Source organism: Proteus sp. CA142267 (assembly GCF_003336825.1).
Lineage (GTDB): Bacteria > Pseudomonadota > Gammaproteobacteria > Enterobacterales > Enterobacteriaceae > Proteus > Proteus terrae.
The window spans coordinates 79718-103995 of record NZ_QPMG01000002.1 but is presented as its reverse complement, the minus strand read 5'-3'; the positions used below and the strand labels follow the sequence as shown (position 1 = coordinate 103995).

The 24278-nt window shown below is 39.4% G+C and carries 18 protein-coding genes; 7 read left to right on the top strand and 11 right to left on the bottom strand.

Features of this window, described 5'->3' with window-relative positions; translation table 11 throughout:
• Positions 1 to 7 precede the first annotated feature (7 nt).
• The 5 genes from sucA to sdhC form a co-directional block, all read right to left on the bottom strand.
• Complete coding sequence (gene sucA, locus C0T34_RS06215; RefSeq protein WP_098943858.1) at positions 8 to 2812, bottom strand: 2-oxoglutarate dehydrogenase E1 component; 2805 nt, start codon at positions 2810 to 2812, stop codon at positions 8 to 10.
• 245 nt (positions 2813 to 3057) lie between these two features.
• Positions 3058 to 3774, bottom strand: a complete 717-nt coding sequence (locus C0T34_RS06210) for a succinate dehydrogenase iron-sulfur subunit (protein WP_006537662.1) — start codon at positions 3772 to 3774, stop codon at positions 3058 to 3060.
• A 34-nt stretch (positions 3775 to 3808) separates the two neighbouring features.
• Positions 3809 to 5575, bottom strand: a complete 1767-nt coding sequence (sdhA, locus tag C0T34_RS06205) for a succinate dehydrogenase flavoprotein subunit (protein ID WP_023581183.1) — start codon at positions 5573 to 5575, stop codon at positions 3809 to 3811.
• The gene (gene sdhD, locus C0T34_RS06200) at positions 5575 to 5919 is read right to left on the bottom strand and encodes a succinate dehydrogenase membrane anchor subunit (protein WP_006537664.1); all 345 of its coding nucleotides are present in this window, start codon (positions 5917 to 5919) and stop codon (positions 5575 to 5577) included. The genes sdhA and sdhD overlap by 1 nt, the downstream gene beginning before the upstream one ends.
• Positions 5913 to 6293 carry a succinate dehydrogenase cytochrome b556 subunit gene (sdhC, locus tag C0T34_RS06195; RefSeq protein ID WP_129586864.1) on the bottom strand — a complete coding sequence of 127 codons (381 nt, stop codon included), beginning with the start codon at positions 6291 to 6293 and terminating at the stop codon, positions 5913 to 5915. The genes sdhD and sdhC overlap by 7 nt, the downstream gene beginning before the upstream one ends.
• A gap of 623 nt (positions 6294 to 6916) precedes the next feature.
• Between sdhC and C0T34_RS06190 the strand changes: the two genes are divergently transcribed.
• A complete protein-coding gene (locus tag C0T34_RS06190) occupies positions 6917 to 8200 on the top strand; it encodes a citrate synthase (RefSeq protein ID WP_098943859.1) in 1284 nt (427 codons plus the stop codon).
• A gap of 80 nt (positions 8201 to 8280) precedes the next feature.
• On the opposite strand, the gene C0T34_RS06185 is transcribed toward C0T34_RS06190, so the two are convergent.
• On the bottom strand, positions 8281 to 9042 hold the full coding sequence (locus tag C0T34_RS06185; protein WP_098943860.1) for a helix-turn-helix transcriptional regulator: 762 nt from the start codon (positions 9040 to 9042) through the stop codon (positions 8281 to 8283).
• Between the two features lie 101 nt (positions 9043 to 9143).
• Between C0T34_RS06185 and C0T34_RS06180 the strand changes: the two genes are divergently transcribed.
• From C0T34_RS06180 to C0T34_RS06155, 6 genes are all read left to right on the top strand, one after another.
• Entirely contained in the window at positions 9144 to 10274 is a 1131-nt protein-coding gene (locus C0T34_RS06180; RefSeq protein ID WP_109849861.1) for a multidrug effflux MFS transporter, read from the top strand.
• Between the two features lie 371 nt (positions 10275 to 10645).
• Complete coding sequence (locus C0T34_RS06175; protein WP_109849860.1) at positions 10646 to 14374, top strand: DUF4132 domain-containing protein; 3729 nt, start codon at positions 10646 to 10648, stop codon at positions 14372 to 14374.
• A 25-nt stretch (positions 14375 to 14399) separates the two neighbouring features.
• Entirely contained in the window at positions 14400 to 15509 is a 1110-nt protein-coding gene (locus tag C0T34_RS06170) for an AAA family ATPase (RefSeq protein WP_109849859.1), read from the top strand.
• 99 nt (positions 15510 to 15608) lie between these two features.
• Positions 15609 to 18191: a DUF5682 family protein gene (locus C0T34_RS06165; RefSeq protein ID WP_098943864.1), complete on the top strand. Its 2583-nt coding sequence runs from the start codon at positions 15609 to 15611 to the stop codon at positions 18189 to 18191.
• A complete protein-coding gene (locus tag C0T34_RS06160; protein WP_098943865.1) occupies positions 18178 to 19332 on the top strand; it encodes a VWA domain-containing protein in 1155 nt (384 codons plus the stop codon). The genes C0T34_RS06165 and C0T34_RS06160 overlap by 14 nt, the downstream gene beginning before the upstream one ends.
• Positions 19329 to 21401 carry an SWIM zinc finger family protein gene (locus C0T34_RS06155; RefSeq protein ID WP_098943866.1) on the top strand — a complete coding sequence of 691 codons (2073 nt, stop codon included), beginning with the start codon at positions 19329 to 19331 and terminating at the stop codon, positions 21399 to 21401. Before C0T34_RS06160 ends, C0T34_RS06155 begins: the two co-directional genes overlap by 4 nt.
• Before the next feature lie 97 nt (positions 21402 to 21498).
• Here C0T34_RS06155 and C0T34_RS06150 read toward each other — a convergent pair whose 3' ends face one another.
• The 5 genes from C0T34_RS06150 to C0T34_RS06130 all read right to left on the bottom strand — a co-directional run bounded on the left by C0T34_RS06150 (position 21499) and on the right by C0T34_RS06130 (position 24187).
• Positions 21499 to 22242: a type 2 GTP cyclohydrolase I gene (locus C0T34_RS06150; RefSeq protein WP_109849949.1), complete on the bottom strand. Its 744-nt coding sequence runs from the start codon at positions 22240 to 22242 to the stop codon at positions 21499 to 21501.
• Positions 22243 to 22464: 222 nt separating this feature from the next.
• On the bottom strand, positions 22465 to 22671 hold the full coding sequence (locus C0T34_RS06145; protein WP_036912074.1) for a YbfA family protein: 207 nt from the start codon (positions 22669 to 22671) through the stop codon (positions 22465 to 22467).
• A gap of 347 nt (positions 22672 to 23018) precedes the next feature.
• On the bottom strand, positions 23019 to 23312 hold the full coding sequence (locus C0T34_RS06140; protein WP_098943869.1) for a type II toxin-antitoxin system RelE/ParE family toxin: 294 nt from the start codon (positions 23310 to 23312) through the stop codon (positions 23019 to 23021).
• Positions 23305 to 23547, bottom strand: coding sequence for a type II toxin-antitoxin system ParD family antitoxin (locus tag C0T34_RS06135; RefSeq protein ID WP_098943870.1), 243 nt, complete (start codon positions 23545 to 23547; stop codon positions 23305 to 23307). Before C0T34_RS06135 ends, C0T34_RS06140 begins: the two co-directional genes overlap by 8 nt.
• A 157-nt stretch (positions 23548 to 23704) precedes the next feature.
• Positions 23705 to 24187, bottom strand: a complete 483-nt coding sequence (locus tag C0T34_RS06130; RefSeq protein WP_098943871.1) for a DUF1456 family protein — start codon at positions 24185 to 24187, stop codon at positions 23705 to 23707.
• Positions 24188 to 24278 lie beyond the last annotated feature (91 nt).

Sequence of the window (24278 nt, the reverse complement as noted above, 5' to 3'; positions counted from 1 at the left end):
TCCTTATTTATTCAACTTTCAGTGCGTCTTCAACCAGAGCTTTTTGTTGCTCCTGATGAACAGAGGTATAACCAACTGCTGGAGAGGCTGATGCAGGGCGTCCTGCATAACGTAATGTTGCGCCTGCTGGAATAGCATCACGGAAGTTATGCTGACTACAGTACCAAGCACCTTGATTCAGAGGCTCTTCTTGACACCAAATAAACTCTTTTACATGAGCATAAGGTGCGAGAATTTGCGCAATATCTTCGTGTGGGAATGGATACAGTTGTTCAATACGAATAATGGCAACGTTGTTTTGCTCATTAGCACGACGCTGTTCTAATAAATCGTAGTAAACCTTACCGGAACACATAACAACACGTTTCACATCAGCAGGTTTTAAATCATCTATTTCACCAATGACAGGTAAGAATTTACCATTTGCTAACTCATCCAATTCAGAAACCGCTAATGGATGACGTAACAGTGATTTTGGTGACATTACGATAAGTGGGCGACGCATACCACGTAACGCTTGACGGCGTAACATATGGTAAACCTGAGCCGGAGTTGATGGCACACAAACCTGCATATTTTGTTCTGCACACAGTTGCAGATAACGTTCTAAACGTGCAGAGGAGTGCTCTGGGCCTTGGCCTTCATAACCGTGCGGTAACAGCATGACTAAACCACACATACGACCCCATTTTTGCTCACCAGAGCTAATAAATTGGTCGATAACTACTTGGGCAACGTTTGCGAAGTCACCAAATTGTGCTTCCCAAATTGTTAAACCGCGAGGTTCTGTTGTGGCATAACCATATTCAAACGCAAGTACAGCTTCTTCTGTTAATACAGAGTCCCAGACATTAAATTGTCCTTGAGCATTATGAACATTGGCTAATGGTACATAAACAGAACCATTTGTTTGGTTATGAATAACAGCATGACGATGGAAGAATGTACCACGTCCCGCATCTTCGCCAGAAAGACGAATGGTGATACCTTGGTCAACTAAAGTCGCATATGCTAATGTTTCTGCTGCACCCCAATCGAGTAGTTTTTCACCTTCAGCCATAACAGCACGGTCAGCATAAATTTTCTCAACACGAGATTGCATCACGATTTCTGAAGGAACGGTACTCACACGACGCGCTAAATCTTGTAAACGCGTTTTTTCTACTTTATGTGGATACTCTTCATTCCATTCATGATTCAAATACGGTTCCCATGTGTAAGAATGTAGACCCATTGGGCGGTATTCTTCAACAACACAATCACCACGATCCAGCGCATCACGATAAAGATTAACCAGTTCAGTCACATCATTGGCATCAAGCAGTGATTGAGCAACCAGTTTATCCGCATAAATTTTACGTGGTGTTGGATGTTTTTTGATTTTTTGATACATCAGAGGCTGAGTTGCATTTGGCTCATCCGCTTCATTGTGACCATGACGACGGTAACAAACGAGATCAATCATAACATCGCGTTTAAAGGTATTACGGAAATCCAATGCTAAGCGAGTCACAAAAGCTACCGCTTCAGGATCATCTGCATTAACGTGGAAAATTGGTGCCTGAACCATTTTCACAATATCAGTACAATATTGTGTTGAACGAGCATCTTTTGGATTTGAAGTCGTAAAACCAACTTGGTTATTGATAACAATACGAACTGTACCACCAACTTCATAACCACGCGCTTGAGACATGTTCAAGGTTTCTTGTACAACACCTTGACCTGTTACTGCCGCATCACCATGAATAGTGATAGGAAGAACCATATTGCTACGCGCTTCATCTAAGCGATCACGACGAGCACGAACAGAACCAATTACAACTGGGCTAACAATCTCTAGGTGAGATGGGTTAAAGGCTAATGCGAGGTGGACTTGAGCCCCTTCAGTCGCAAAGTCAGATGAGAAACCTTGGTGATACTTAACGTCACCGGTTCCCAAATGTTCTTTATGAATACCGGCAAATTCATCAAATAAATCAGCAGGTTTTTTACCTAGGATATTAACCAGAACGTTTAAACGTCCGCGGTGCGCCATACCAAGAACCACTTCACGAGTGTCTTGTTTACCTGCATGGCGAATTAAATCTTTTAACATCGGAACTAATGCATCACCACCTTCTAAAGAGAAGCGTTTTGCACCTGGGAATTTCGCACCTAAATAGCGCTCTAAACCTTCAGCTGCTGTTAGCTCTGTCAGGAAGCGTAACTTTTCTTCTTTAGTGAATTGGTCTGCAACATTTACTGATTCTAAACGTTGTTGTAGCCAGCGTTTTTCTTCAGTATTAGTGATATGCATATATTCAGCACCGATTGAACCACAGTAAATGCGTTTCAGTGCTTCATATAAATCACCTAATTTCATCGTTTCTTTGCCGATAGCAAAAGAACCGACGTTGAAGGTTTCTTCAAAGTCTTCTTTAGTTAGATTATGGAAAGCAGGATCTAAATCTGGAACAGATTCTTGTTTCCATAAACCAAGCGGGTCAAGATTAGCGTTTTGATGACCACGAAAACGGAAGGCATTGATGAGCTGCAAAACTTTAACTTGTTTTGAGTCCATTGCCGGATCGCTTACCGAGGTATGATATCGAGTGGATTCTTTTGCGAGGCGTCTGAAGTAGTCGCGGGTTTGAGAATGCGACTGTTCTATGCCTTGACTTGCGGGCAGTTGTTGAAAAATCTCTCTCCAACTTTCGTCAACAGAGTTTGGGTCAGTTAGGTAATCTTCATAGATATCTTCTATGTAAGACTGATTCTCTCCTGCTAGAAAAGTTGATTCTAGCCAGTCCTTCATTGCGCCGTTCTGCATTATGATCCCTTAAGCTATACAGCTTTAGTTCGCCGTGGATAACTAATACCGTGATTAAACGGTGTCGATTGCAAGGTTCTCTTATGACCCGCTATCTCGCAGGTTCTTTAAATATGGAGCTTTAGCTCTCAAGGAACCTTTAAGCACTGTCTTACAGTGTTTAAAGGTGCCTTACTATTTTTACCGCAAACGTCTAACTTAGTTTTTCCATTAACCGCCCTAACTATTTTAGGGCGGTTATTATTTTATGCACTACGTTTTAACAACATTGACTTAATATGACCAATCGCTTTTGTTGGATTGAGTCCTTTAGGACATACGCTGACACAGTTCATGATGCCGTGACAACGGAACACACTGAATGCATCGTTAAGATCATCAAGACGAGATTCAGTTTCTGTATCGCGACTATCAATCAAGAAACGATAGGCTGCTAGCAATCCAGCAGGCCCGATAAACTTATCTGGATTCCACCAGAATGACGGGCAAGAGGTTGAACAACAAGCACAAAGGATACAATCGTAAAGCCCATCAAGCTTTTCACGCTGTTCTGGTGACTGTAAGTTCTCACGAGCAGGAGGATTTTTGCCATTATTAATTAAATACGGACGAATTTTCTCATACTGTGTATAGAACTGAGTCATATCCACTATTAAATCACGAATTACTGGTAAACCGGGTAACGGTCTGATCACAATTTTCTTACTTCCTTTCTGTAAAGATGAAATAGGTGTGATACAAGCCAAACCATTTTTACCATTCATGTTCACGCCATCAGAGCCGCAAACACCTTCACGACAAGAACGACGGAACGATAAGGTAGGATCTTTTTCCTTTAGCTGAATTAATGCATCCAATAGCATCATGTCACGCCCTTCAGGAACTTCGAGGGTGTAATCTTGCATATGCGGCGCATTATCAACGTCGGGATTGTAACGATAAATCGAAAATTCAAGTTTCATATTTAAGTCTCCGCAACTTCAATAACACCGCTAATTAATATGTACGCACTTTTGGTGGGAAGGCTTCACGCAGTTTTGGCTGCATATTGACTTCACGTCGTGTCATTGTTTCGGTTTGCGGTTGATATAATGTATGGCATAACCAGTTCGCATCATCACGCTCTGGGAAATCGAAACGGCTATGAGCTCCACGACTTTCTGTACGGAAGTTTGCAGACACCGCAGTGGCATAAGCAGTTTCCATCAGGTTGTCTAATTCTAAGCACTCAATACGCTGTGTATTAAACTCACTTGAATTATCATCCAGTCGTGCATTTTGTAAGCGCTCACGAATAACTTTCAGTTCTTCTAAGCCTTTAGCCATTGCATCACCTTCACGGAATACCGAGAAGTTATGTTGCATACAAGATTGCAGTGCTTTACGGATCTCAACTGGGTCTTCACCAGAACGGTTGTTTTCCCAACGATTTAAGCGCGTTAATGCCGCTTCAACATCAGAATCGCTCGCATCACGCATAGTACCTTGTTCCATTAGTGACTCTTTTAAGTGAACCCCTGCTGAACGACCAAATACCACGAGGTCTAACAGTGAGTTACCCCCTAAGCGGTTTGCACCATGAACAGATACACAAGCAATTTCACCGACTGCGAACAATCCAGGAATAACAACGTCCTCACCCTTCTCGTTCACACGAATAGCTTGACCCGTTACTTTTGTTGGAATACCACCCATCATATAGTGACAAGTAGGTATAACAGGGATTGGCTCTTTAACTGGGTCAACGTGTGCGAAAGTACGAGAAAGATCAAGAATACCTGGTAAACGAGACTCAAGAACTTCTTTACCCAGATGGTCGAGTTTCAATTTCGCATGAGGACCCCAAGGGCCATCACAACCACGACCTTCACGAATTTCAATCATGATAGAACGTGCAACCACATCACGACCAGCAAGGTCTTTGGCGTTTGGTGCATAACGTTCCATAAAGCGTTCACCGTCTTTATTCAACAGATATCCGCCTTCACCACGACAACCTTCGGTCACTAACACACCTGCACCCGCAATACCGGTTGGGTGGAATTGCCACATTTCCATATCTTGCAGAGGAACACCTGCGCGAACCGCCATACCTACACCATCACCGGTGTTGATATGCGCATTTGTGGTTGACTGGTAAATACGACCCGCACCACCAGTCGCTAAAATCGTGGCGTTTGCTTTGAAATAAACGACTTCACCCGTTTCGATGCAGATTGCAGTACAACCAACAATATCGCCATCTTGGTTTTTCACTAGATCCAGTGAATACCACTCTGAAAAGATGGTTGTGTGATTTTTTAAATTTTGCTGATAAAGGGTATGTAACAATGCATGCCCAGTACGGTCAGCGGCAGCGGCTGTACGTGCAGCTTGTTCACCACCAAAGTTTTTTGACTGACCACCAAACGGACGTTGATAAATACGGCCATCATCTAGACGAGAAAATGGGAGTCCCATATGTTCCAGCTCTAAAATTGCTTCAGGGCCGGTTTTACACATATATTCGATAGCGTCTTGGTCACCAATATAGTCGGAACCTTTTACCGTATCGTACATGTGCCATTCCCAGTTATCCTCATGGGTATTACCGAGTGCAACAGTGATACCACCTTGAGCTGAAACGGTATGAGAACGAGTAGGAAAAACTTTAGAAATTAGTGCACAAGACAGACCCATTTGAGAAATCTGTAAAGCGGCACGCATACCTGCACCACCCGCACCAATAACAACAGCATCAAACTCTCTTACTGGCAGATTCATTACACACCCCACACCACAATTGTTCCATAAATAAGATAAACCAACAGCGCAACAACAATAATCAGTTGTAAAGTCAGGCGTAATGCCAGCGGTTTAATATAGTCCGTTAACACTTGCCACATTCCGATCCACGCGTGAATAAGAATAGAAAGCAAGGTCAAGATGGTGAACACTTTGGTTAAGGATGAGCTAAAGAATCCGCGCCATACCTCATAGGTTATTTCTGTTGTAGCAATAAATCCCACAAGATAAAGAACATATAAAACGATAATAATGGCTGAGGCACGAAGGAATAACCAATCCTGTATGCCAGTACGGCCTAAAGTAGAAGAATTACTTACCATACTAATACCCCCGCCAATATTGATAAAATCACGGTAATAACCATTGATGCTGCCGCTGAATTGCGACCTACAATCAAGGTTTCATCAATAAAGCCGAAGTCCATTAACATATGACGAATACCACCACAAATGTGATACGCCAATGCTGTTAGGATGCCCCACAAAATAAATTTCGCGAAGAAGCCAGTCATAATTTCAGCAGCTTGCTGAAATCCTTCAGGAGAGGAGAGAGAGGTGCCAAGTAACCACAGTAAGATGCCAACTGCGACTAACATGATAACCCCAGAGACACGATGCAAGATCGATGCGATAGCAGGGAGTGGAAACTGTATCGTCTGTAAATCCAGATTGACAGGTCTTTGTTTTTTCACAATTTATGCCCACACAGCTTTTATAATTTTTCCTTCCTCCGGACCTGGATGGAAATCAAACAGCGAATGGGGTACAAAGGCACATTTTAAGTAAAATGTTAAATCCGTCTATTTTACAAAAAGTGTGGATTCGTTACGCTGGTTCTCCATACAACAACGGTTCCGGAGACCTGCGCGCAGTATAAGTGCTTCACAAACTTATTACAATTACCACACAACTTGTGTGCCCGACATTTGCCTCGAACAGTGAGAGGGATCACTATTTAATACATCTGATGCAAAAATGATTATCATTTTTGACACATGCACAACATTTTTCTTACATTTACTGCATTATTTTAATGTTTATGTTTTTTTTGTGCGCAAACACGCTTCCAGAAACCTCAAACTTATGTAAAAGTGATAGCAGTACTAATTCTAAGTGCATTGCATAAAAAAGCACCTAAAAAAACATAACATCAAAAGCTCCTTAACATAAGTGACACACTATAGACCTAGACATTACGGGCATTAAATAAAACTCGGCTGGGTACCTTACATCAACTATAGTTTCACTATCGAAGTGCATCTTTATGAAGATACTCTCGACTTTGTTAGGAGACATATAAGCGCTAAGGAGATTATAAATGGCTGATAACAAAGCTAAGCTAACGATTGCTGAAACATCTGTAGACTTGGACGTTCTATCCCCTACACTCGGTTCCAAAGTTATTGATATTCGTACTCTCGGCTCCAAAGGTTATTACACCTATGATCCCGGCTTTACCTCAACCGCCTCTTGTGAATCAAAAATCACTTTTATTGATGGTGATAATGGTATCTTACTTCACCGTGGTTTCCCTATCGGGCAATTAGCGACTGAATCAACATACTTGGAAGTCTGTTATATCCTGCTGTACGGTGAAGCACCAACACAGGAGCAATACGATAAATTTAAAACCACAGTAACTCGTCACACCATGATCCATGAACAAATTACCCGACTGTTCAATGGTTTCCGTCGTGACTCACACCCAATGGCAGTACTGTGTGGTGTTACAGGGGCTTTAGCTGCGTTCTATCACGATGCATTGGATGTTAGTAATCCTGTTCACCGCGATATCACGGCTTATCGTCTACTATCCAAAATGCCAACAGTGGCAGCGATGTGTTACAAATACTCGATTGGTCAACCTTTCGTTTATCCAAGAAATGACCTCTCCTATGCAGGTAACTTCTTGCATATGATGTTTGCAACACCATGCGAAGAGTATGTCGTTAACCCAGTACTTGAACGCGCAATGGATAGAATTCTCATCCTTCACGCCGATCACGAACAAAATGCGTCAACCTCAACTGTACGTACAGCAGGCTCTTCTGGTGCAAACCCATTTGCCTGTATCGCAGCAGGCATCGCGTCACTTTGGGGACCAGCTCACGGTGGTGCTAACGAAGCTTGTCTACGTATGCTGGAAGAGATCAAAACGGTTGAACACATTCCTGAATTTATTAAACGTGCAAAAGATAAAAATGATTCCTTCCGTTTAATGGGCTTTGGTCATCGTGTTTACAAAAACTACGATCCTCGTGCAACAGTAATGCGTGAAACCTGTCATGAAGTGTTAAAAGAATTAAACCTCAACGACAGCTTACTGGAAGTGGCAATGGAATTAGAACGTATTGCCTTAAACGACCCGTACTTTATTGAGAAAAAACTGTACCCTAACGTTGACTTCTACTCTGGTATTATTCTGAAAGCGTTAGGTATTCCATCCAATATGTTTACTGTTATTTTTGCGATTGCACGTACAATTGGCTGGATTGCTCACTGGAATGAAATGCACGAAGATGGTCTGAAAATTGCGCGTCCTCGTCAGCTTTATACTGGTTATGATGAGCGCGATTTCAAAAGTGAAATTAAAAAGAAATAATTGAATTTTATTAATTATTTATCTTGCTAAGCCCCGTTTAAATCGGGGCTTTATGTTTTAAAGTTATCGATAAAATTCAATCAACTTTTCAAATATTCTTGTGGTGTTTGCCCTGTCATTTTTTTGAAAAAAGTAATAAAGGCGCTGTCACTGGCAAATCCTAATATCTGGCTAATATCAATATAGCGATGATGGGTAGCTAATAATTCAATGGCTTTCATTAACCGCCACTGTTGGCGCCATTGTTGATAGCTCAGCCCCGTCTCTTTGTAAAACAAGCGTGTGATCGTTTTTTCACTCGCCCCTACATACTTTGCCATTTCTTGTAATGCTGGCGGTAAATCATCAAAGGATAAACGACTTAGCCGTCTATCTTTAGGCATAAATAAATGATTGGGTTGCCGCGGTGCTTGAGTGATTTCATCAAAAAAAACGGCCAATAAATTTGCGTAGCGCCCTTCTTCCCATTGAGTATCAAAATCAGCAATAGAAATTCGTTCTAATATTTCTCGCAAAAGAGGTGAAATCGTTAAGATCTCGCTCTCACTTGGAAAAATATCATGGAATTTATCACTGATATAAACAGAACGATATCCAACAGAGGCATACATTTCGACTCGATGTTCAAGTCTCGGAGGTATCCACGCAATCCTCATGGGGGGTAAAACAGAAACCCGAGAGGCTAAAGTAATTCGCATACATCCTGACTGCGTAAATAATAATTGCCCTCTATCATGAGAATGAAATCCTGAATCGTGCTTTCCCATTTCCGCTGCAATACCCACAACTGATGCAAGATGCTCTTCTGGCACAAAGTGGTCGTATTGATTAAGCCAAGCCATTACTTGTCCTATTTGAAAAACAATATGTCTTTATATTTATAACGAGACATTCATTATCTCTGTATTCTGCTCATCAAGATTTAAGGATGTAGGATAAAAAGATGAACAAAAAACTCTCTTTATGGTTAGCAATTGCGTTAATGATGTTTCCACAAATTGCAGAAACCATTTATAGCCCAGCACTTACTGATATTGCAAACGGCTTTCATGTCAGTGCAAACGAGGCTGGACAAACACTTTCGCTCTATTTTTTTGCGTTTGCATTGGGGGTCATTATATGGGGTCGGTTATGTGATGTCATTGGTCGTCGTCCGACAATGTTAGCTGGGTTGTTTATTTACACTATTGCTTGTCTTGGTGTTTTTATGACACAAGATTTTTCAATATTACTTGGATTGCGCATGCTTTCCGCTTTTGGTGCTGCGGTAGGCTCAGTTGGTACACAAACTATTATGCGTGATGTCTATAGTGGTGATGAGTTAGCAAAAGTATTCTCAGTCATGGGAGCCGCTATCGCATTAAGCCCAGCAATAGGTATGTTAAGTGGTTCATTGTTAGTCAGCTATGCAGGTTATCAAGGAGTATTTAGTGGCCTAGCCCTTCTGGCTGTTATTTTACTGTTATGGAGTACTTTTGCTTTACCTGAAAGTCGCCCTGAAACAATAAAAACAGCACCGTTAGGAAAAACTGCAATAAAAATGCTTAAGGATAAGCAAATTGCTAAAACTGTATTATTAATTGCCTTTTTTAATATCAGCCTTTTTGCTTATTATCAGTTAGCACCTTTTATGTTTGATAAACAAGGTTATAGCGCAAACACCTTTGGATATAGTGGCATTGTGTTAGCAATAGGTGTCGGTATTGGCTCTTATATTAATAAAGCATTATTAAATCATCATTGGCCATGTGGAAAATTAGTTTTACTTGCCAGCTTTATTGCATTAGTTAGTGCTACGGGTGTTTATTTTTTACGTGACCACATCAGCTTTATTATCCCAATGATGACGAGTGTTATTGCTTATGGCATTGCGATTCCAAATATCTTAGCCACAGCATTAGCACAATATAAAGATCGTTTAGGCACTGCGGGTGCATTATTAGGCTTGTTCTACTATTTGTTAATTGGTGGCGGGCTTGCACTTGCTGGATGGGGACAAAGCTTAGCAATCACTTTACTAATTTGTAGTCTAGGTTCATTGCTACTCTCTTCTTCTCGTCAAACGACAAAATAATAAGTCTAAAAGAGCTCCTTATGCTTAATGTGAGCTCTTTTTATTTTGCTCTTTTTGCTGTTAATTTTTCAATCAATTTAGCTAAGGGTTAATGCTTATTTTATTAAACAGACAATTCTTAAATTTTTCAAATACCACAAAAAATGCCTTTATTATCACTTCTTCATTTTCAGCACTTTTTCCTGATATAGCGTTTTATATATTGCAGAATTGAATATTAATAAAGCTAGGTTAGCTTTTTTAGCGTTTATATCTATAAATTTAACAAATGATATATCTTGCCTTCGTTTCCAACAGTGATAATCAAATTGTTCGTTTCGCTATTTCATGGTAAAAAAACTGTTTATCCATACATAGCTTAAGGAACTGGCGTGATAAAGAAAATCTTAGACATTTTCCCTATTTTTGGGAAAAAAGACGTCGATATTACTGAGAAATATCTCCAAGAATCTCTTGTACTGCTTGCGATATTTGATGAAGGGTTACCTAAACAAACATTAGATTATGTACTTACAGGCCAAAACCCTGAAATTCTTTTTGAATTAAATAAACTGGATGCAGCAAAAGCAGCCGTTTATTTTCATCGCGCAGGAACATTAGAATGGTGGTATGCCAGTAATGTTGATACAGGAAAATATAGTAAAGTTATCACCCAAGGTCTTAATGCCCGCCATAAGCTTTACTCTAAAGTTGGCGAAAGCTTTTCTTTAGAACAAGTCGCTCGTTATGCAAAAGTCATTGCAGCTGCATGCCAAGATATCAATATCAAAGTGACAACAACTGAAGTGCCAACTTGGGTTATTTACCTGTTAGTTGATGCGTTTTACACCACTTATGATAATGCACGTAATCTTAATTTAGAACATCGTAAACATTGGAGTATGGAATTTATCGCTAATATGGTCGAAGCAGAGGCCAATATTCCAGGCGAAAATGCATTATTCGCAGTATTCGATAGAAAAGATATCTCTGAATATTATGCATCTAATCTTAAGCGTATTTATGAACTTCATGATTTAAAAGATTATCTACTTTCACATCAAGAATTTATTAGAACGGAATTAATTGAAAAACTGTCGGCAAATGGTTTAGTTGAGCTAATTAACTATCTAAATAAACATACGATATTACGCGATACTTTCGCAGATATTATTGTTTTACTTGCCACCAGCAGTTTAAAAACAGTGAAAAAAGCCGCAGAACCTATTTTGAATACCTTGCCGGCTGAAATTGTAAAAGAAAATTTAGCCCATGTTTTAATGAATGGTACACCAAAACAACGTACACAAGCGGCTGATTTATTTGCTCGCCAAGGTGAAAACCGTGATGTACTTGAAGAAGCGTTAAAACATGAAACCTCAAAAGCGGTCATCAAGAGCATTGAAAGTGCTCTACAACGTTTTAGCGTTGCAGATAACGCAAGCACCGTTGATGCCATCGAAACGCCTGATTTTACACCATTAGAAGATACAGCATTACCCGATAGTGCCCGTGATATTATGGTCAATAACTTCAATGAGATCTTGGTTAAAGCGAAAGAAAATGCTGAACGCGAAATTGAAGAAAATAAAACATCGAAGCACTCTTATAATTGGGCACAGCGCCATTTAAAAGATTTATCTAAAATTGATGAAAAACAGTGTCATGCAATAGTTGATAAACTCAACAGCGGACAAGGCACTATTCAGTCAAATGAAATTCAAATTATTAAACATAAAAATCGTGTTTTAAACTTGCCTGAATATACGCTATTCCACGCTGTTCGTGTGATAGTTAATAATCGTCAACATGCCGATCACTTCTCTTCTCACTATTTTAATGGCGAAATTCCTGAACGCTTATTTAGTGATATTGAATTGCGTCACCTTGAAGATGTATTGCAACGTTGCAACTTTAAAAATGCAGCCCGTGTCACAGCGGCACTATGCTTAGAATCTTATCAAGATGGCTTACGCCGTTTTCGTAAACCAGAACAAGTTTGGCCTTTCTTCATTCAACATACTGATTATATCGCAGAAGCGCTAAACTTAATGCCAAACCAAAGTGAACATCGCTATCGCCAATTTGAGATTTCACAAGGTATTGAAGTATTAGGACGTTTCCCAACAATTCCTGCACAATTTGTTCCGCGCATCATGGAATTGGCATTAGGCGAAAATAAAACGCACCGCGTTTCTGCACAAAAATTATTAGAAACACTGCCTAATATTCATTTAAGTGCACAAGAAGGATTAACTTCTAGTAAACAAGAGATCCGTGTTACAGCCATTGAATGGTTAGCTCGCTTAAATAAGCCGGACTCCTTACCCGCGCTTAATGCCTTATTGAAAAAAGAGAAACGCGAAGTAGTACGAGCTTCTTTACTCACTGCATTAGAGCAATTAGGTGAAGATATTTCGAGCTACTTATCGCCAAAAACCTTATTAGCAGAAGCTGAAAAAGGCCTTAAAGCCAAAGCACCAGCAAGCCTTGCTTGGTTTAATTTTGAGGCAATCCCTGCATTAACATGGGAAAACAAGAAAGCGGTTGATCCAGCGATTATTCGTTGGTGGATTATTCTGGCAGTAAAATTAAAAATGCCAGGAGGAAACGCGTTATTACAACGTTATATCGGTCTGCTCTCTACTGATAGCCAACAGAAACTTTCAAGCTTTATTCTGCATACCTTTGTTGCTCAGGATATTAAAGGTCCATCACTTGAAGAAGCAATGGTCGAAGCACAACGTGAAGCGCCAGGGCGTTTAAGCAATTATCAAAACTGGGCGAAGCGTTATCCTGAATATTACGCTAAATATCAAAACTACACGTTAGAACAAGTGGTTGAAGAGATTAAAAACGAGGTGTTACGTCGTTATTTAGGCTCTGCAATCAGCGATAAAGGTATGTTAGCGCTTATCTGCGGTATTGAAGGTCATGTTGCAGTATCTGTATTACGTAACTATATGCGTGATCACTATCAGCGCCGAGCTCAAATTGAAGCCATGATTGACGCTGTAGCATCAAGCAATGATCCAATTATTATTCAGCTTCTTCTTTCATTATCACGCCGTTATCGTACCGCATCTGTTCAAGAAAAAGCCCGTAATTTAGTCACGCAAATTGCTGAACGTAATGGCTGGAGTGCAGATGAATTAGCCGATAGAACTATTCCAACCGCAGGTTTTGATGATACCGGAACATTAGTGCTGGAATATGGTGAGCGTATTTTCACTGCAAAAATGGATGCAAAACAAAAGCTTGTTCTGTTTAATCCGGAAGGTAAAGAAGTTAAAGCCTTACCTGCTGCGCGTAAAAATGACGATGCTGAGCTTATCAAAGAAGCGAAAAAGCTCTTCACTTCGAGTAAAAAAGAACTTAAACAAGTTATTGAGCTGCAAAGTGTACGCTTATATGAAGCGATGTGTGCTCAACGTCAGTGGTTAAGCGCCGATTGGCAAGAATATATCTTAGCACATCCAATCATGCATAAACTGATTGAACAACTGGTTTGGCAAGAAGTGAAAGATGGCAAGGTTATCAATACATTCCGCCCTTCTGATGACGGTGCATTGCTTGATCTTGAAGATGATGAAGTGTCTTTACAAAACGATTCGTTGATCCAACTTGCTCACGCAGCATTGGTCAATGAAGATGAGCGTAAGGCATGGATCGCTCACTTTAAAGATTACAAAGTGAAATTCTTGTTCTCTCAAATGGAACATAAGATCCCAGAATTAGATCTGAAACAAACTGAAGTGGAAGATAGAAAAGGTTGGATCACAGACACCTTCACTTTACGCGGTATTTTAACCAAAATGGGTTATCAACGAGGCCCAGCAGAAGATGGTGGCTCATTCTCTCACTATTACAAATTCTTCTCTAGTTTAAACTACTACGTGAATATCGGTTTCAGTGGTAGCTATGTTCCAGAAGAAAATATTCCAGCTGTCTTATTTGATTTAAGTTTTGAGAAAAATCAGCAAGATTACTGGGATCGCAATAATGTTGAGCTAAAAAATGTACCACCGATTCTATTAGCAGAAAGCTATGCGGATTATCTAAAAATCGCTGAAGCTTGCGCAGGATTTGATCCTGAATGGGAAAAGAAAACACCTTGGTAAAAGATAGGGATAATTAGGAAAGAATATGGCTAAAAAAGCACCCGCAGATCAACAAGCAATTAGGGAAAGTGCTGAAGTTCGATTTGCTCAAGAGTTAGAGCGTTTAACAAAAGCTGATGCTAATAATCCTAAACCACAAGGATGGCTTCGCTCTCCCCGTGCTGTACGCCAATTTATTTTAGGTGATGATGCATTAAGCATCACACCTAAGTTTTTCGGCGATGATGCGTTGGTTGATCGTGCAATTGTCACATTATTGGGTAAACAAGGTTTAATGCTGGTTGGTGAGCCGGGTACGGCAAAATCGATGCTCTCAGAGCTTTTTGCTGCTGCCATCAGTGGTGATTCAGGATTAACTATCCAAGGAACTGCCGGCACAACAGAAGATCATATTAAATATTCTTGGAACTATGCATTGCTATTAGCAGAAGGCCCAACAGAACGCGCTTTAGTGGGATCGCCACTTTATCAAGGTATGTTACAAGGTAAAATTGTTCGCTTTGAAGAGATAACTCGTTGTCCTCCTGAAATTCAGGATGTGCTGGTTTCTTTGATGTCAGAGAAACAATTGATGATCCCTGAAATGGGGGATGGTGCGCGTATTAGTGCAAAACCGGGATTTAACCTCATCGGTACAGCAAACTTACGTGATCGCGGTGTTCATGAAATGTCGGCCGCATTAAAGCGCCGTTTTAACTTTGAAACAGTGAAACCTATTCGTGATCCTGCATTTGAAATCAGCCTTATCCAATCACAGCTTGAGAACGAATTAGGCTCTTTAGCCAATGAAGTCACTGTACCAGCAGATGTTGTGGAATTACTGGTCACAACATTCCAAGAGTTGCGCTCAGGTAATACGAAAGATGGCGGTAATATCAAAACACCAGATGCGGTTATGTCAACCGCAGAAGCTGTGAATATTGCTTATGCTTGTGCCTTAGAAGCGCATTATTTAGGGGATGGAGTGATGAATGCAGGCGCAATTGCCCGCCAATTAATCGGTGTTGTATTAAAAGACAATGCTGATGATATCAAGCGTATTCGTTATTACATGGACAACGTAGCTAGAGAGAGAGCAAGAAACAGTAAAGAGTGGAAAGCTTTCTTTGATGCATCAAAAGAGTTTTGGCAATAAAACGCTAAAGCTTGTAGCTACACACTAAAATACGTTATTTATCTATTAAAGGCAGAGTTAACTTACTCTGCCTTTTCACCCAGAAAAGGGATCGACACGGTGACGCTACCTTCAATACCTTTGCCAGAAAGAATTGACCAAGCACGACTGAAATGGACGTCGTTACAGCAACAACATCTCTATTTTGCCCCTGTACGCCACCATAGCCCTGCTTGTGCTTATGCGGTTTTATCATTAATTGATTCTGTAAAACCTAACTATATTTTAATTGAAGGCCCAGATACCTTTAATTCACTTATTCCTAGCCTAACAGATAAAGATACCCTGCCTCCCGTTGCGATTATGGGGCAAGCTGAGTATTTGCATAATGATGGAAACCAAGATGAGCGTGAGAAATCACTGCACTCTGCCTATTTTCCATTTTGTGAATATTCTCCTGAATGGCAAGCTTTGCGGGGTGGTTTGCGCATCAATGCCAAAACACGTTTTATTGATTTGCCTTGGGCTGCACAAGTTAATAACGAAGAGTATAGTGACTCGCAAAGTCGAAGCTTACAAAAAGAACGTTATTTAGCACATAGCCAGTTTATCGCGCAATTAGCTAAAAAATGCCACTGTCGTGATCATGATGATGTTTGGGAACATCTTTTTGAATTACGTAGTATTGAAGCCTTAGCTGATTGGCAAACACTTTTTAATGACACCTTTATTTGGTGCGCACTTGCACGTCTTGATTATGAGCCTGAAGTGCTTGAATCTGAAGGCTCTTCACAACGTGAAGCACATATGCTCGCTCATATTCAAACCATCAAACAGCAAGAACCCAATGCCAAAATTGTAATCGTCACAGGGGGATTCCATACCCTTGCACTAATTGAAGGTCTATCTAATTCACAATCTCAATCTTTCACCATTTCTAGCACAGAACAAAAGCAATTCACTAAAATGCAAAAAATGGGTGAAAATGAGCAAGCTTGGCTTATTCGCTACAGTTTTGACAGACTAGATGCACTTAATGGTTATGCTTCTGGCATGCCTTCTCCTGCATTTTATCAACAAGCTTGGCAAAGTTTGATGCAACAACATCATGATAAATTGGAAAATAATGATGTCGCCAAACAGCCAACTCAAGTTTATCGCAATAAAATGGGGATTGCTTTTCTAAGCTCAGTGGCTCAGGCAATTAGAGAAAAACAATTTGATAATCCACCGAGTTATTTAGCTGTAAAACTCGCAGCCGAACAGAGTTTACGCCTTGCTTTATTAAGAGATCACGCAGGTACAGGTCGCTATGATTTGCTCGATGGTTTACAAAGTGCCTTTATTAAAGGTAGCTTAGATGATAGCCAAAGTGAATTATGGGCTGAAATCAAAACCTGTTTCTCAGGTTATCTCTTAGGTAAAATCCCATTAGGTACGGCAACACCTCCTTTAGTTAATGAAACCTATGAACGAGCTAGAGCTTTTCGTTTCAAACTTGATGATACTTTAGCAAAAACAACTAAATGCGATGTTTATCGTAACCCACAGCATCGCTTAAGAAGTCGTTTTTTACATTTATTGGCTTTCTTGGAGATCCATTTTGCACACCGTGTAAATGGCCCTGATTTTCTTTCTGGTCATCAATTAGATCTGTTATTTGAAGAGTGGCAATACGCTTGGACACCTAATGTAGAAGGTGAACTGATTTCATTATCAGAGAAAGGCTCTCAACTTGAAGCTATCGCTCTAAATAAGCTGTTATCAATGGAGAAACAGCTTGAAGAACAAGGGCAAAGTCGTTCGAGCCAGAGTGCAGTTACGTTATTAATCCAAGCTGCACTAATTGGACTCCACCAGCGCATTCCATCACTCTTTAAACTGTTAGATAGCTATATTCAGCAAGATTTTCGTCTTGAGTCACTGACTCAGTGTGGACATAAACTGATCCATTTATGGCGAGGTCGCCAATATCTTGATATTACGGATGAACTTTCACTTGAAAATCGCCTACATCAAGTTATTCCACAAGCTTTCTTTTGTTTAGAACAACTGGCTCAAGGTGATGAGCAACAACAAGAAAACAATTTACAAGCTCTGCTCTCTTTACGTGAATTGATTGAATTTATGCCATCGCTCAATAATCAGCATGATTATAAAAGTGATTTCTATCAGCAACTCAATCGCCTTGATGGTCAATTAGATACAGTACCTTTATTAAAAGGTGCAGTAGATGCCTTACGTTATTTAGGTTCATATATTGATGAAAATACATTAGTTACCACACTAAATACGACCTTTAGTACCGGCAGTTCTCCTGAACATGCCATTGGTTATTTCGTTGGTATGATGCGAACCGCGCCAGAGCTAGTTATTCGCCTTCCGTTATTGGTCGATCACTTAAATACCTTGCTACAGCAATGGGATGAAGAACAATTTATTCAGATCTTGCCTGATCTGCGTTTTGCCTTTAGCCAACTTAATCCCAAACAAAATGCAGAGCTTGCACAATATATTGCCAACGATATTGGTTTAGATACGCAAGCGTTATCTTTATGGCAGTCAGAATTTAGTGCTAAACAGATGCTTGAAGCCACTAAACTCAACCAAAAATTACAACAACGAATAATGGAACAAGGCATGATTTCTTGGTTTGATGCTAAGAAAATAGAGAAAGGAGATACTAATCATGAGCCAGCATAATGACGATGTGCCTGAAGATAAAATAAAACAAGCAAAACGCTGGCGCCTGATTTTAGGTCAATATGCTGATGATGCTCTTGGGCAAGCGACTTTTAATGCTGATGATTTAAAAGTTGAGCGTACACTCGACTTTCTCTATCGTCGTGAATATCAGCGCCGAGGTCTCCGCCAAGAACGAGGGCGTCATGGATCACTCGATGCATCGCAACTTACCGCGGTAAACTGGCTAAATCAAGCGCGTAAGCTATTCCCTAATAGCACCTTTGAACGTATGCAATCACAGGCTATTGAACGTTATCAAATCAGTAGTTTTCTTAAAGATCCCAATACGTTAAAAGCGATGGAGCCAACAAAAGCGTTAGCGAAAACATTATTAAGTTTACGTGGACGCATGAGTGAAGAAACGCGAGATGCGGTTAAAACGATTATTCGTAAAGTGGTCGATGATATTTTGCGTCAAATTCGCAATAACTTTCGCCAATCATTAACAGGTCGCCGTAATCGTTTTAGACGCTCTTTAGTGCCTAATAGTCGCAACTTTGATTGGCGTGCAACCATCGCTGCAAACTTAAAACATTACGATACTAAAAATCGCCGTTTAGTGATTGAAACTCCTTACTTTAACTCACGGATGCAACAACATTTTCCGTGGGATGTCATTCTTTGTGTTGACCAAAGTGCGTCAATGTCTAGCTCAATTATGTATGCGGCTGTTTGTGCCAGTATTTTAGCCTCTTTACCTGCTGTTAATGTCTCTTTAGTAGTTTTTGATACCCAAGTTGTTGATTTATCGCATTTAGCAGACGATCCCGTTGAAGTTTTAATGACCGTACAATTGGGTGGTGGTACTGATATTGCAGGCGCAATGCAATACTGTGAAAGTTTGGTCAAAAACCCTAAACGCACGGTTATTTCACTTATCAGTGACTTTGAAGAAGGTGGCTCATTAAACCGCTTATTAGATTGCACGCAACGCCTTAATAGCCAACAAGTTAAATTATTAGGTCTAGCTGCACTTGATGATGAGGCTCAACCTGCTTATGACTCTGCAATTGCACAAAAGCTTGCAGATAGAGGCATGCAAGTTGCAGCGTTAACACCTGAACATTTCGCACAATGGTTGGCAGAGGTAATGCAATGAGTTGGCAAACTGTTTACTTTCATTACGATGAAGATGCGCTCACTGTATTTGCTAATGCAGGATTATTAAGACGCGCCAAAAAAGATGTTGATAACGAAAAAGTTTCTCTCACTGATGCCAATACTGGGCAATTTAGCAGTGATGGACAAAATGTTATTTTACACGAAGCGGGAATTCAACAAGCTAGTTGCGATTGTTCTGCATCAGGTTGCTGCAAACATATTTTAGCCGCTGTTTTATGGCTACAAGCTAATAATAATGCTGATAATTCAAGTAACGATAATAGTGATGAAACATCATCAGAAGCTATTGCGGAGCCTGTTGAAATCTCTCCACTGTTACCCGCGTTATTCACGCTTGATCCGGAAACATTAATTAAAAAAGCAGGGAAACCTGCCTGTCGTGTGGCGATTAAATTAGTTGAGCAGTGGGAAACAATAACATTGAATTTAGAAGACACTGGGACACAATTAAAAATTCAACTCCCTGATGTTGATGAGCCTGTTATTTTCTTACAAGGTAGTGGCTACGATGGCATGTTATCACCTTTTTCTGACTCACAGAAAAAAGCATTCCACCTTGCTATTGTGGCTAAAATATTTGAACAACATGCTCAACCATGGAGTTGGCCTGAAGATTTAATCATTGTGCAATCTTCAAAGCGCCCTCTCAATGAAGAAGAAACAGCGTTAATTACGACGGTTGAACAATTTATTTATGATTTATTACGCCAAGGGCTATCACATATCAGCTTAAGCAGCGCCACTCAATTGCACTTATTGAATATGTCCGCTCGAGCAGAAGGCTTACCTCGTTTAGCGTCTTATTTACGAACATTAAGCACTCAAGTCAAACTATTAGCAGAAAGACATTTCACTATGGATGAAAGCAATGTCTTGCGCTTGCTGGCTCATATTTCAGCCTATCTATTTCAATTATCCAATGCGATGCCAGAACAGTTAAAAGCGTTACGAGGTCAACTTCGTCGTCAATATGATGATAAAAAAAACAGCCTCTCTCTTATCCCTATTGGTGCAAATTGGTGGACGGCACAGAGTGGTGCATTAGGAGCAACCTTTACCTTTTGGGATAAAGAAGAGAAACAGCTCTTACAAGCGACTCAAGCACGCCCTAATCAACTTGATACTCTATTTAATCGTTATAGTGTTTGGAATAGTTTGTCGTTATGGAAACAAACATCCGATAAATTAATGCGTCGCCCTTTTGTATTACAAGAGCCACGTATTTCTGATGAAGGAAAACTGGCAACTATTGGCGAAAGCTTCGCACAAAGCCAAACTGATTTTCTTGATATTACCGATTATCACAATCTACAAACTGAATTAGGGATCAACAATTGGCAAAAGTTACCAGACTATTTTGCTAATCAACCTGAAGGATTTCTTTCTCCTCTCGTCTTACATATCAAAAGCTATAAGCCATTAATTTGGTACGAAATAGAGCAATGTGTTATTTGGGATGTTTCAGATAATCATGATAATTCAGCCTTCTTACGTCTTTATTGGGAAGGAACAATACAAAATAATCTGGAAGAATTACGTTATCTCACTAAGCGAGAATTAGAGATAGTAGCAGTTACTGTTCAGCCTGTTCGACGTGATTTAAATATGGATTTATTGCCAACGACTCTTTGGCTCAAAACGGAAAAAGGCATTGAAATGTTTTATCTCGATTTTGACCAGTTTCCACGAAAGAAAAAACAATCAGGGTTTATTAGTCGTATTCAAGAATATATGGCTAAGCGTAAGCAACAAACGGCAATGCATCACAGTGAACCGACATTAGCACAAAAGTTCTGCCGCCCTATTTTGTCTGTATTAGAAGCCCAAGCATGTACTGGACGGGAATTACTTTCTGAAATGCAAAAACAGCAGTTAGAAATAAGCAAGCATACTGCTGACGATTTAGGAATGACATTAATTGCCAACCAATTGGCTCGTTATCTGGCATTAACTACACGTGACTCTCAGGCTTTATTACAGTTAATTTGGCTATGCGATAATCTGCAACAATTACAAAGCCCATTGCCTATTCAGCTTAATGAGTAATAAATATCCCCCGATATAGCCGAGGGATTTATATATACAAAAAAAAGCTATCTCTCTTTAATTAGAGAGATAGCTTATAAAATAAGAATAAGTAGGCTTATGCTGGATTATCAATATCAACAAATGTCACATCGAAGTGATGTGTTTGAGCAAGCCATTCACCTAAAGCTTTAATACCATAACGCTCTGTCGCATGGTGTCCCGCTGCAAAAAAATGAACGCCCATTTCTCTTGCAATATGAATAGTCTGTTCCGATACTTCACCTGTTACAAAAGCATCCACACCCTGCTCAGCAGCATCTTGAATAAAGCCCTGTCCGCCCCCCGTACACCAAGCAATATTACGAATAGTTTCAGGAGCATTATCACCGCAATGCAATACATTGCGTTGTAACGCTTTTTCTAAACGTTCTTTTAATTCAGTAGGCGTTAAAGGTAAATCAAACACACCTTTGGGTACTAACGGTAATATTTCACCTTCAACTTTAACGCCCATTTTTAACGCTAATTGAGCATTGTTACCTAAAATTGGGTGAGCATCTAACGGCAGGTGATAACCAAAAAGATTAATGTCATTACAAAGTAATGTCTTTAAGCGGTTGCGCTTCATTGAACGAATAACAACGGGCTCATTTTTCCAAAAGTAACCGTGGTGTACTAAAATTGCATCAGCATTTAATCGCACAGCTTCATCAAGTAATACTTGGCTTGCAGTCACGCCCGTTACTATTTTTTGAACATGAGGGCGTCCTTCGACTTGAAGTCCATTAGGCGCATAATCTTGAAAGTTCTCAATACTTAACTTCTCATTAATCACTAATTCCAGATCAGTATTCTTCATTTCATTTTTTTCCCTGTTATCACGAATGCCACTATTTATATAACAATAAGATAAATAGCAATAGGTTAATGGCATTCGTTTAAATGACTCATTATTGTTTATTGTAACGTAAAAATTGAAGATTATTTGAGGATAAGAAAAAACAAGAAGGTCGCATCAGAAAAGTGCTTAAAAAGGGATAAAGATAACGCCTACTTTTGCAGGCGTTATCTTAATATTCTGTTATTTGTGACTATTTAGCGCCACTTCCGATTTTGCCAGCCAAACTGGTTTATCACTTGTTTTAGACCATACACGGTGTATATAGCTATAAAATTGTGCGCGTTTAGGATGGAAAATCATAACAGGAAATGCCACAACACCTAGCGCAACAGCACCAGTACGACGGGCTAAAACATGTTTTTTTGTATATTCGTTATAAGCTGGCATAGTGCTCTCCTGTATAGAGATTAATTTGATAACTGAAATTTTACCTCATTTGATGAAATTTTACTACTGATCAGACCACTCAATTCGTGCGAAAAATCACCTTTATTTTGCTTGATATGTAATTAAATTTCATGATTGAAACAAAAATAAAACATAAATAACATAATTATTAACAATATTAGATCGGTATTTTTACTTAATGAAAGTTATAGTAAATAATTTCAGCCATATATTATCAGAAAGGAAAAAAATCAAACCAGTGAGGAGATATGAGATATTCAAGAATGAGGTTTACTGCTAAATAGTATTATGATGAACAATATATTCAACAGTGAATAATTAAATATTTATTCAGGAAAATCAAGAGAATCAACATCCATTGAATGGTGAATAAGGCGAGCAATAAATAAGGTATTATTCTTTGGTAGATAATAGATTGAGTGTTTTTTAAACTCCAATCGTCTCATGCCATTACACACCCAACTACACTCTCGCCCAATCCAGGATGCTCTAGCAAGTAGCTCAAATGTCCGTTTCAAGTCATCATGATATTTCTTTGCCTGAATTACACCAAATTGTTGTATGGTATAACGCGCAATTTGATAAATATCTTCTTCTGCTAACTCAGAAAGTTTATACATTTAAATCCTTTTCAGCCCTTGCAAAAATATCATCCATGTTATTTTTACTTTCTGGTGAATTCACACCATCTAGCACCATTTTTCGAACTATTTGGATCCGTTCTTCTCTGATTTCCATCATACGTAAAGCGTCTCTTATTACTTCAGAGGTATTTCCATAACGTCCTGAGTTGATCATTTCACCAACAAAGCTATTAAAGTGTTCACCCAAAGTCACACTAGTTACTCGAGCCATAAATCCTTCCTATATTGTATTACTTAGTAATACTACGTTAGCAGTAAATTCATTCTTTCGCCAGTTAATACCATAAAAAAATACCCCAAAATCGAAAACCAATTTTGGGGTATTATTTAATAAATAGAGAATTTTATATCTTAAAATACCCTAAACTTTATTTCTTAACCGTTTTGCCTTTACCACGTAGGGTTTCGGTTAACCCTTTCAGGAAGTATCTTACAAGCTGATCGCCACAGTTACGGTAGTTTTTATGTCCTGGTTTACGAAATACAGCGCTTAATTCAGGCTTAGAAACACGGAAATCCGCAAGCTCATAAATCTTTAGAATATCCACATCTTTTAATTCAAAAGCGACACGCAGTTTTTTTAGAATAATGTTATTTGTAATACGCTTTTCAACTTCAGGTGCTGGGAAGTTTTCATCTTTTCCACGACGATAAAAAATTAGACCATTTAAAAAATGTCCCATTGCATTGTCGTCACATTCGACAAACTCAGGTTCATCGTCTTTTTTCAGCCAGCTATTTACTAACTCTTTTGTAACTGTGAAATCAGCCAATTTCATGATTTCAACAACATGTGCATCACTTAGGTCCAACATGTAACGTACACTTCGTAAAACAAAATTATTTTGCATTGTATTGATTATCCACTCTATTTTTAATTCTAAATCAACCTCAATGATGGATATCAATGCTGTGATCTAAAAATATTCAATAATTAAAAAA

Bases quoted from the DNA above. Each gene is read 5' to 3' on its own strand.
- sucA (WP_098943858.1), bottom strand. From the start codon at position 2,812: ATGCAGAACGGCGCAATGAAGGACTGGCTAGAATCAACTTTTCTAGCA.
- C0T34_RS06210 (WP_006537662.1), bottom strand. From the start codon at position 3,774: ATGAAACTTGAATTTTCGATTTATCGTTACAATCCCGACGTTGATAAT.
- sdhA (WP_023581183.1), bottom strand. From the start codon at position 5,575: ATGAATCTGCCAGTAAGAGAGTTTGATGCTGTTGTTATTGGTGCGGGT.
- sdhD (WP_006537664.1), bottom strand. From the start codon at position 5,919: ATGGTAAGTAATTCTTCTACTTTAGGCCGTACTGGCATACAGGATTGG.
- C0T34_RS06190 (WP_098943859.1), top strand. From the start codon at position 6,917: ATGGCTGATAACAAAGCTAAGCTAACGATTGCTGAAACATCTGTAGAC.
- C0T34_RS06185 (WP_098943860.1), bottom strand. From the start codon at position 9,042: ATGGCTTGGCTTAATCAATACGACCACTTTGTGCCAGAAGAGCATCTT.
- C0T34_RS06180 (WP_109849861.1), top strand. From the start codon at position 9,144: ATGAACAAAAAACTCTCTTTATGGTTAGCAATTGCGTTAATGATGTTT.
- C0T34_RS06170 (WP_109849859.1), top strand. From the start codon at position 14,400: ATGGCTAAAAAAGCACCCGCAGATCAACAAGCAATTAGGGAAAGTGCT.
- C0T34_RS06160 (WP_098943865.1), top strand. From the start codon at position 18,178: ATGAGCCAGCATAATGACGATGTGCCTGAAGATAAAATAAAACAAGCA.
- C0T34_RS06155 (WP_098943866.1), top strand. From the start codon at position 19,329: ATGAGTTGGCAAACTGTTTACTTTCATTACGATGAAGATGCGCTCACT.
- C0T34_RS06150 (WP_109849949.1), bottom strand. From the start codon at position 22,242: ATGAAGAATACTGATCTGGAATTAGTGATTAATGAGAAGTTAAGTATT.
- C0T34_RS06145 (WP_036912074.1), bottom strand. From the start codon at position 22,671: ATGCCAGCTTATAACGAATATACAAAAAAACATGTTTTAGCCCGTCGT.
- C0T34_RS06140 (WP_098943869.1), bottom strand. From the start codon at position 23,312: ATGTATAAACTTTCTGAGTTAGCAGAAGAAGATATTTATCAAATTGCG.
- C0T34_RS06135 (WP_098943870.1), bottom strand. From the start codon at position 23,547: ATGGCTCGAGTAACTAGTGTGACTTTGGGTGAACACTTTAATAGCTTT.
- C0T34_RS06130 (WP_098943871.1), bottom strand. From the start codon at position 24,187: ATGCAAAATAATTTTGTTTTACGAAGTGTACGTTACATGTTGGACCTA.